This is a genomic window from Amycolatopsis sp. NPDC104819, assembly GCF_055583145.1.
In genome coordinates this window covers 289,525-298,750 of sequence record NZ_JBVJON010000007.1, presented here as the reverse complement: position 1 = coordinate 298,750, position 9,226 = coordinate 289,525, and the positions used below count along the sequence as shown (strand labels likewise).

The 9,226-nt window shown below is 69.8% G+C and carries 9 protein-coding genes; 8 read left to right on the top strand and 1 reads right to left on the bottom strand.

Annotated features, from left to right (window positions below; translation table 11 throughout):
- Window position 1 precedes the first annotated feature (1 nt).
- The 7 genes from ACZ63E_RS24010 (at window position 2) to ACZ63E_RS23980 (ending at window position 6,238) form a co-directional block, all read left to right on the top strand.
- Window positions 2–241, top strand: coding sequence for a hypothetical protein (locus tag ACZ63E_RS24010; RefSeq protein WP_465338348.1), 240 nt, complete (start codon window positions 2–4; stop codon window positions 239–241).
- Between the two features lie 82 nt (window positions 242–323).
- Window positions 324–1,715, top strand: coding sequence for a hypothetical protein (locus tag ACZ63E_RS24005; RefSeq protein WP_465338347.1), 1,392 nt, complete (start codon window positions 324–326; stop codon window positions 1,713–1,715).
- A gap of 91 nt (window positions 1,716–1,806) precedes the next feature.
- On the top strand, window positions 1,807–2,205 hold the full coding sequence (locus ACZ63E_RS24000; protein ID WP_465338346.1) for an ATP-binding protein: 399 nt from the start codon (window positions 1,807–1,809) through the stop codon (window positions 2,203–2,205).
- A 47-nt stretch (window positions 2,206–2,252) separates the two neighbouring features.
- On the top strand, window positions 2,253–3,461 hold the full coding sequence (locus ACZ63E_RS23995) for a L,D-transpeptidase (protein WP_465338345.1): 1,209 nt from the start codon (window positions 2,253–2,255) through the stop codon (window positions 3,459–3,461).
- Window positions 3,462–3,465: 4 nt separating this feature from the next.
- Window positions 3,466–4,497: an EcsC family protein gene (locus ACZ63E_RS23990; RefSeq protein WP_465338344.1), complete on the top strand. Its 1,032-nt coding sequence runs from the start codon at window positions 3,466–3,468 to the stop codon at window positions 4,495–4,497.
- A gap of 128 nt (window positions 4,498–4,625) precedes the next feature.
- Complete coding sequence (locus ACZ63E_RS23985) at window positions 4,626–5,180, top strand: RNA polymerase sigma factor (protein WP_465338343.1); 555 nt, start codon at window positions 4,626–4,628, stop codon at window positions 5,178–5,180.
- A gap of 11 nt (window positions 5,181–5,191) precedes the next feature.
- Complete coding sequence (locus ACZ63E_RS23980) at window positions 5,192–6,238, top strand: hypothetical protein (RefSeq protein ID WP_465338342.1); 1,047 nt, start codon at window positions 5,192–5,194, stop codon at window positions 6,236–6,238.
- 47 nt (window positions 6,239–6,285) lie between these two features.
- Here ACZ63E_RS23980 and ACZ63E_RS23975 read toward each other — a convergent pair whose 3' ends face one another.
- On the bottom strand, window positions 6,286–6,633 hold the full coding sequence (locus tag ACZ63E_RS23975; protein WP_465338341.1) for an SDR family NAD(P)-dependent oxidoreductase: 348 nt from the start codon (window positions 6,631–6,633) through the stop codon (window positions 6,286–6,288).
- 409 nt (window positions 6,634–7,042) lie between these two features.
- Here ACZ63E_RS23975 and ACZ63E_RS23970 point away from each other — a divergent pair, with 409 nt between their 5' ends.
- Window positions 7,043–8,854 (top strand): hypothetical protein, encoded by a 1,812-nt coding sequence (locus tag ACZ63E_RS23970; RefSeq protein WP_465338340.1) that lies wholly within the window; start codon window positions 7,043–7,045, stop codon window positions 8,852–8,854.
- Window positions 8,855–9,226 lie beyond the last annotated feature (372 nt).

The following is a 9,226-nucleotide window of genomic DNA, read 5'->3' as shown; positions in this document are numbered from 1 at the left end:
TGTGTGTGGTCTGCTTCAGCACGATCCCCCGTGGGGGGAGGACGGCCGCACACCGAATTTCGAGATCTGCCTGTGTTGCGGAACGGAGTTCGGGTACGAGGACGTCAGCCGGTCCAGCACGCTGCGGAAGCGCGCCCAGTGGTTGTCCGGTGGCGCGCCCTGGTTCGACGTCAAGTGGAAGCCCGCGAACTGGAACCTCGACGAGCAGCTGTCCGCAGTGCCGCAGGCGTTCAAGGATTGACTGAAGGGCCCGGGGCGACTTCTTTGCCGTCCATCAGTCCGGCCCTGGATTCGCTGCCACAACCCAAAGGGGGAAGAAAACCATGCCTACTGGCAGATTCACGCGGCCGGCCTCCGTGCTGGCCGCGGCACTCGTGATGGCCGGGCTGGCCGCCACACCCGCGTCGGCCGTTTCCGGGGCGAACCTCAAAGTCACCGTTGTCGCTCAGCAGGGACGGTGGCTCTCCGGGGACACCGTCGGGCTCGACGTGACGGTGACCAACATCGGGGACTCCGTCGCCTTCGGTGCGTTCGGCACCGCCTACTCCGAGTCCGGGACGCCCTTCTGGGGCAACCGGAACCAGTGGGGAGACCTCTCGGACGGCGGCACCGGCGCGACCATCGCGCAGGGGGAGACCCGGACCGTGCACCTCACCGGGCAGCTCGGCACGTTCGACGGCGACTCCGTGGTGCACGTCGAGGTCTACGGCGGGCAGGACGTCGACTACAGCGACAACATCCAGCGCGTCACGCTGCCGATGGCGCGCGGCACCGAGCGGGTCGCGGGTGTGCTGTACGGGGACGCGAACGGCGACGGCAAGCTGTCTCCGGGTGAGAGCCTGGCCGGCGCCGAGGCGCACTTCATCGGGGTCGGGACGACGTCGGACATGGTCGCCGTCACCGACTCGACGGGCCACTTCTCCTTCGACGGCGTGCCGCTGAGCCGGACGGCCTACCTGTCCTTCCAGAAGATCCCCGGCGGCTGGGTCGACCAGCCCGTGGGCGAGATGCGTCTGGACGGCCGTGGCGCCTACACGGCGCTCGAAGTGCGAGCCGTGCGGCCGCTGTCCGACGTGCTGCACGAAACCCTCACGCTGGACAAGGCGAGCTACGCGCCCGGCGACACCGGCACGGTCACGGTCACGTTGACGAACTCCGGCAGCACGCCGCTGACCGGCCTCTTCCTCAGCTGCGACGCGGGCGGCTTCGGTTCGGAGCTGACGGTCACCGACGACCAGTGGGGCGCGTTCGACTTCCGGCGCCGCGATGGCACGTTGGCCGCCGGCGGGCGGATCGTGCTCACGGCGCACGGCAAGGTGCCCGACAAGGCGGCCTACACCGGCCTGACCGGGCTCGACTGCTCGGCGTCCGACGGCCACACCGGCGGCGCCCCGTACGTCAGCGCCCTGGCCAAGGTCCCCGGCATGCACGCCGACTCCCACGGGCAGGTCTGGCTCGACAAGAACGGCAACAACCAGCCCGACGCCGGCGAAGGCGTGGCGAAGCGGAACGTCGTGCTGCTCGAGAACGGCGTCATCCAGGCGATCACGAAGACCGACGCCAACGGCTTCGCGACGTTCAAGAACGTCCCGGTGGGCAACTACCAGCTGCGGGTCCTGGGGCCGTGGAAGCCGGCCCCGTTCTCCGGCGAGCTCGCCGTCCACGCCCCGCCGTACGGTGGCGGCGACTGGAGTGAGCAGGTCGTCGCGGGCTGACCGCGAGCGCAGGTTCGGCTTCCGCGCCGGCGGGGTATTCCCCGCTTGTGCGGCGCACCGACCGCGCCACCGTGGTGAGAGGCGACTGCCGATGACGACGTACCAGCTCCCCCAGACGGACGAGCAGCTCCGCGTCGTCGCGCTGGAGATCGCCGACGACCTCGGCGAAGTGCCCGCGGTCCGCGCGTGGGCCGAGCGCGTTCTGGGCGACCTGCCGGGACACCAGCGGCGAGTGGCGCTCTTCGTCATCGAGGAGCTGGTCACGAACGCGTTGCGCCACGGCGAGCCACCCCGCCAGGTCCGGCTGCTGCGCCGTCCCGGCTGGCTGTGCGTCGAGGTCGACGACGGCTGCCTCGACACGGCGTGCGTCCGCCGCGCGGGAGACGGCGGCGGGAGCGGGCTGCGCGCGGTCGCCCAGGTGAGCGTGTCGTGGGGGCAGTGGCAGCGCAGCACCGGGAAGACCGTGTGGGCCGAGATCGTCCTCGGTTGACCGGATCGTTACACAACTTGGGCCGGGGTTGGCGCGTCTAGTGGATCGTGAGAACGATCCGCATCGCCGGGCTCGGCCTGGTGGCCCTCCTGCTGGCCGCATGCAGTGGACAGACCGACGGGACCGCGCAGCCGGTCGGCGCGGCCGGACCGGCCGGGACGTCGGCGGCGCCCGAGGTGCCGGCCGCACTGGTGGCGTTCGAGGGCGGGGACCAGCTGAGCCCCAAGGACCCGATCGTCGTCCGGGCGTCGAGTGGCACGTTGCAGACGGTCACGGTGACCAACCCGCAGACCGGCAACGGCGTCAAGGGTGAGCTGTCGCCGGACAAGAAGACGTGGACCAGCAACGACCACCTCCGGTACGCGGCCACCTACCAGGTGGTCGCCACGGCCGTGAACGAGGCGGGCGCGGCGACCGAGCAGCGCAGCGAAGTGCACACGATCAAGCCGGCCGGCGTCGCCACGCCGTCGCTGTTCCAGTCGGCGTCGGGTGACTTCGGCGTGGGCCTGATCATCGGCCTGAAGTTCGACCACGACATCACCGACAAGGCGACGGTGGAGAAGTCGCTCAAGGTGACGTCGTCGCCGGCCCAGGAGGGCGGCTGGTACTGGGTGGGCAAGCGCGAGGTGCACTTCCGGCCGAAGGACTACTGGAAGGCCGGCTCGACGGTGAAGCTCGAGACCGCGAACTTCGGCACGCCGATCGGCGGCGGGCTGTACGGCGGCCAGGACGTCTCGGCCACCTACAAGGTGCACGACTCCTGGGTGGCCAAGGCGGACGGCAAGACGCACCAGATCCAGGCGTTCCACAACGGGCAGCTGGTGAAGACCGCGCCGACCAGCATGGGCAAGACCGCCAACACCCCGCCGCGGGGGCCGACGCCGACCTTCAACGGCACCCACACGGTGCTGGGGAAGGAAGAGCACAAGATCATGGACTCCTGCAGCTACGGCGTCTGCGAGGGCGACCCCGGCTACTACAGCGCGCCGGAGAACTGGAACGTCCGGATCTCCAACGACGGCGAGTACCTGCACGAGAACCTGAAGACGGTCGGCGTGCAGGGCCGGGACAACGTCTCCAACGGCTGCCTCAACATGAACACCGAGAACGCCAAGTGGTTCTTCGACAACTTCAACGTCGGCGACGTCGTCGAAATCACCAACACGGGCGGCCCCCAGCTGTCCATCAACAACGGCCACGGCGACTGGGCGATCAGCTGGAGCGCTTGGCAGGCGGGCAGCGCCCTGCGAGGCTGAGGGTGTGGGCGTCGAGCGGATGAGCCCGTACGAGCGGGCGGCGTGGCAGGACATCGAGCGCTGGCGTGAGGAGCGGCTGGCGGTCAACGAACGCCGTCTCGTGCCGCAGGGCGTCCGTGAGCGCGTGGCCAAGGGTGGCCGGCTCGCCCGGGGACGGCTCGAGCAGGTGCCGGGCGCGGAGCAGCTGACCTCGGTCGTCCAGAACTCGATCGACGGACTGCTGACGTTGGTGAACAAGGCCAGCGAAGCGACGTTGCGGCGGAAGGCGGTCGTCGCGGCGTACGCCAAGCGCGGGCACGCCGTCAGCGAGCTGAGCGACATCCACCGGCTCGACCTGGCCGACATCGACAAGGCCAAGCCGCGCCTGGGCCTGAGCTACACGACGTTCAGCGCGGTCGAGGGCGCGGGCGCCGGCCTGGCGGTCTCCGGCGGCGAGCTGCTCGCGTCAGCCGGCGGCATCCTCGGCGCGGGCGCCGGCGCGGCACCCGGAGCGGGCACGGTGGCCGCGGCGATCGCGGCCGACGCGGTGCTGGTCCTGGGCGCGATGACGAGGGCGATCGCTCACACCGCCGCGTACTACGGCTACGACACCGAGCTGCCCCAGGAGCGGGTCTTCGCGCTCGCCGTCCTCAACTTCGGGATGGCCCAGCAGACCGGCAAGAGCATGGCGTACGTCGAGCTGAACAAGCTGGTGAACGACCTCGCCCGCCGGGCGACGTGGGACCAGCTGAACCGGAACGGCGTCACCCGGATCATCAGGGCGTTCTACGAGCGGTTCGCGATGCGGCTGACGAGGCAGAAGCTCGGCCAGGCCGTGCCGGTGGTCGGAATCATGATCGGCGCCGGCCTCAACGCACGGTTGCTGTCCAACCTGACCAGCGACGCCGAGCACCTGTACCGCGAGCGGTTCCTTCGCGAGAAGCACAGCCTCGAGACGGCCGAGGTGACCGCGGAGGAGGCCGCCGTGGACGACGACACGATCCTGATCGCGGAGATCGTCGAGGAAGCGGCCGCGGACGACCAGTCCGGAAGCTGAAACCGGCATCTCCCCAGCGCACACGTCGCCTGACCAGCGATGTTCCTCATCGGGTGACCTGACCTGAACGCTTTGGGCGGGCGTTGGCAAAGACGGGTGTCAGGGCGAAGCGAAACCCGAGGAGCTTCATGTCGTCAGACGCGGAACTGATCGGTAGGTCGCTGCGCGGAGACACCGACGCCTTCGTGGAAGTGATCGGCCGGCACGAGACCGCGCTCGGGAACTATCTGGCGCGCAGAGCCGGGCGGCAGGCCGCCGAGGACCTGCTCGGCGATGTGTGGGTGGCGGCTTACGAGTCCCGTGCGAACTACGACCTTTCGTATCCCGAAGCCAGGCCGTGGTTGTACGGCGTCGCGCTGAACCGGCTGCGCCGGCACTGGCGGTCCGCGCCGGCCGAGGAGCCGGCGCCGGACCTGAGCGGCGTGGCGAGTGACTGGGATCCCTGGCCGGCGGTGGACGTCCGCGTGGACACGCAGGCGCTACTGAGCCGCGCACTGGCCCGGCTCAAACCGGAAGAGCGGGAAGTGCTGGGCCTGGTCGCCTGGGAGGACCTGACCGTCGCCGAGGCCGGGCGGGTGCTCGACATCCCGGCCGGCACCGCCCGCCGCCTGTTGCACCAGGCGCGCAAAGCGTTGCGTGAAGCCCCCGAAGTGGTCGCGCTGCTGAAAGTCCCGACAACGTGAAAGACAGCCCCATGGACGAAATGGATCTCATGAAGAAGCTGCGTGACGTGCCGTCCCCCGGTCCCGAGGCCTATGACCGTGCCCGCGCGGCACTGCGGACGGCGATGGCGGAACCCGTCGCGACGGTCGTGCGGCCGAAGCGCTGGTTCTCCTGGCCCAAAGCCGGTGTCGCCGCCGTGGGCGCGACAGCCGTCGCGGCGGCTGTGGTGCTGGCTACGTCCGGCGGCAGCGTCCCGGCCGGTCCGTCCGGCCCCGCCCCGCGGGCGGTCGAGGCCCCGCCGGCGGTCGAGGCGCCGCTGGTGAAGCTGGCCTCCGCGGTCAAGGCAGCCGGCACGCAGCCCGGAGACGCGTCGCTGATCGTCAACACGAAGTTCACGCCGGACGGCAAACCGGACCTCTCCTACACCCTCTACACCGACAAGGGCCTGCAGTTCACGGGCGATTCGATGAAGACCCTGGCGCACGCGGTCGCCAAGGGCAACGCCGAGCCACCTCAGCCGTACGACAAGAACGTGATGGCGGCGGCCCGTCTCGCCGCGAACGGCGACGTCGACCAGGCCCGGATCGCGATGATCACCGCCTCCGGCAACGCTCTGGGAGTCGGCCTGAGCCCCGCCGAGGCCGACAAGGCCTGGGCGGCCGCCCAGGCGGAGACCGCGGAGCTGTTCCGCAAGATCGGCAAGCCGGTTCCCGCCCCCAAACCGCGTCCGACGGGCAAGGACCTGGAAAACCTGATCAACAACCACCTGTGGAGCAACAACGAACACGCGCTGTTCGCCAACGCGGCCGACGCGGAGGTCCGCGCGGGCGTGCTGAAGCTGTACGCGACCATCCCGGACATGATCGTCGGCAAGACCACTGTCGACGGCCAGGCCGCGCTGACCCTCACCGCGCCCCCCGCGATCCTGGACGGCAGTACGGACGTCCTCATCATCAACGCCGACAACGGCCTGCCGATCCGTGAGGAGATCACCACGACGGAACCGTCCAAGCACTACGTGGTGAACTACAAGTCCTCCCGCGTGACCCTCGCCGACGTGGCGGCGGGCAAGATCTGATCCCGGACGGCCGGTCGGCGTCAGCCGGCGAAGTGCTCGATTCCGTGTCACGGCTGAAGTAGCGGCCGGTGACACCGTCGGCGGGGCTTGCCCGCGAGCTTGATCCGCCGGGTGTCGTCGAGGGTGTCGCCGGCGACATTTGCCGAGACGAGGTGTTCGGAGTACTGCGCGCCGGCGTTGTTGACGAGGAGGTGGATCCGGTCGTAACGGTCCACAATGGTCGCCGCCGGGGCGCCGATGCGTGCGCGCAGAGCGTCCGCCCGAGCGGGATCGCGGGCGACGGTGACCACGTGCGCACCGGCGCGGACCAGGTCGGCGGCGATGACCTGGCCCATGCCACCGGTCGCACCGGTGACAACGGCGACTTTCCCCGTCAGGTCGGGGAGGGCGGTCACCGGACGACCCGCGGGTGGGCGTGGATGTACCGCGGGGTTTCGGCTTCATCGACCAGGAACGCGGCGAGCTCGGCACGGCCGACGGCACTCCACAGCCGGATCCGCAGGTCGGCGCCGGCCCGGTACTGCCCGACCCGGTCGTCGTCCGACAGCTTCGGCGGCCGGAGGCGGTGATCAGCGGCTCCATCGTTTCCTTGTCGCGCAGGCGGTCGGCCACGTTCGCCGTGATCGCGGAGCCACGGGCCGTCGACGAGACGGGGTGCCGCTGTAGCCGAGCGCGTCGCCGGAATCCAGCACCCGCACCACCTTCGGCATCGACGAACACCGTCCGTCGCCGGATGTATCGAGGCTGTACCGGCTCGACCTAGCATCGCCGCACCTGACATTTCGGACCACCGAGGGGCGCATGATGCGAGATACCAGGGTCGACCTACGCCGGGTGCTGGGCCACGCCGCGGCGGGCGGGTTCATCACCGTCGCCTTCGGGCTCATCGGGGCGGGCGCCGCGCACGCCGGGCCGCGGATCGCCATTCCCGGCGCTGACGACGGCACGGCCGGTGCGGCCACGGTCCCGGGGATGATCGGCACGCCCCAGCCGGTGGCGAGCCCGAAACAGAACGACGACGGCAAAGCGAACTCCGCGGCTTTCAAGGGCGCCGACGAGGGCGGCGCTCGCGAGGTCGTGCTCGGCAACGCGGGCGCCAAGTACAAGGGTTCCGACGACTCCGGAAAGAAGAACGACGGCGGCGAAAAGAAGTCCACGGGCTTCAAGGGCGCTGACGAGAGCGGCGCCCGCGAGGTCGTGCTCGGCAACGCGGGCAAGAAGGACGACGAGGACGACTCCGGCGACCGGAAGAACAATTCCGGCGATCGCAACGATCGCAACGATCGCAACGATCGCAGCGACCAAGGCGACCAAAGCGACCGCGACGACCGGGACGACCGCAGCGACCAAGGCGACCGGAACTCGAAGCACGACGACGGCCGCGTTCGCGACCACATCGATTCCCCTGCCGCCATCCTCTCGGACGACGACGAACCACCGCTGAGCACTCCCGCCGCCATCCTGCGCGACCGACCCGATCGCGACGACCCCGAAGACGCCACCCGAGCCCCGTCGAGCACGGAACGTTTCGGCGGCGACGCGGGCGCCCTCGTCCACCGCCTCACCGGCGGCCCCGGCGACTACGGTGCGCCCGCCGCCTACGACGTCGACCACGTCGAGGACGTGCTGGCCGCGAACCCGGAGAACAAGTTCCCGCTCTACGGCAAGGAACCGGCCACCACCCACCACGCGACGAGCACCCACGAGGAACCCGCGCCCGAAGACGTCCACGACCTGCTGGACTACCTGGGTTTGGTCCCCTTGGCCGGTGAGGCCGCCGACGCGGCGAACTCGGGGATCTACCTGGCCGAGGGCGACCCCGGCGAGGCCCTGCTGACGATGCCCGTGGTGGGCAAGGCCAAGGCCGTGGTCAAGGTGGCGCAGGGTGTCGGCGACGCGATCAAGGGTTCGGAACCGGACATGGTCGTGGTCGAGGACGGCCCGACCCGCTACCGGCTGCCGGTGGTGACGACCCCGCTGCCCCCACCGACCGCGGCCGAAGTGGAACAGGAGGCGGGCGACTACGAAGCGAGCCGGCTCAAACCCGGGAGCTCGCCCTACCTGCCGGGGACCCGGCCGCCCGCCGCCGTCACCCCGGAACAGTTCGAGAAGTACCTCGACGACTGGGTGGACCTGCGCCCGGCCCCCGAGAACTTCAAGGGCGGGCCCGTGGTGTGGCGGCGGATCCAGGCCGGGAACCTGTTCAACTGGCTGCGCAGCGAATCCTACGACTACAGCGAGGTCCGGACCGAACGCCGGAAGTACATCGATTCCTACGACCCGGGCGACAAGATCGTCGAGCGGAAGTACACCAACATCCAGAACGTCCTGCCCTCGACGGTGAACGGTTATCTCGGCGCCACCGCGAGCAAGTACAAGATCGGCGACATCGTCAGCGCCACCGAGGCGAACAAGGCCAAGGAACGCCGGAACGCCACCACGGCCACCCCGAAACCGATCGTCGGCCGGCCGATCGGCGGCACGCACATCCTGGAGGTGCCGGAACAGGACCTGACCAAGGTGCCCAAGGTGGTGCGCGACCGGGCGCGGTTCCTGCACATCGACATCTGCGACACCGGCGGCGAATGCTTGTACGCGGTCCCGAAACCGGAATGAACCGTGCGGCCCGGACCGGCGGATCCGGTCCGGGCCCCCGGGCTCGGGTGCCCTCAGCCCCTCACGGCGATCAGCCTCGCCGCCTGGCCAGTGCTCGTGGCCGCCGGTCCGCCGCCCGGTACGTGCCCTGATCCGGGAGAACCCGATGTCCGCACAGCATGAAGATCATGCTGTGGTCTCCGCGGTCCGCGACTACTCGGATCTCCGGTGGGAGCTCATCTTCGTCGAAGCCGAAGATGCGACGAGCTTCAGGTCGGTCTTCCACCTGCCGAAACCCGAAGTTCGGAGACATGAAAAAACCGCCCACCCTGGAACCTGCTGTTCCGGTGAGCGGTCTTCGTGAGAAGTGGAGCTAAGGGGACTCGAACCCCT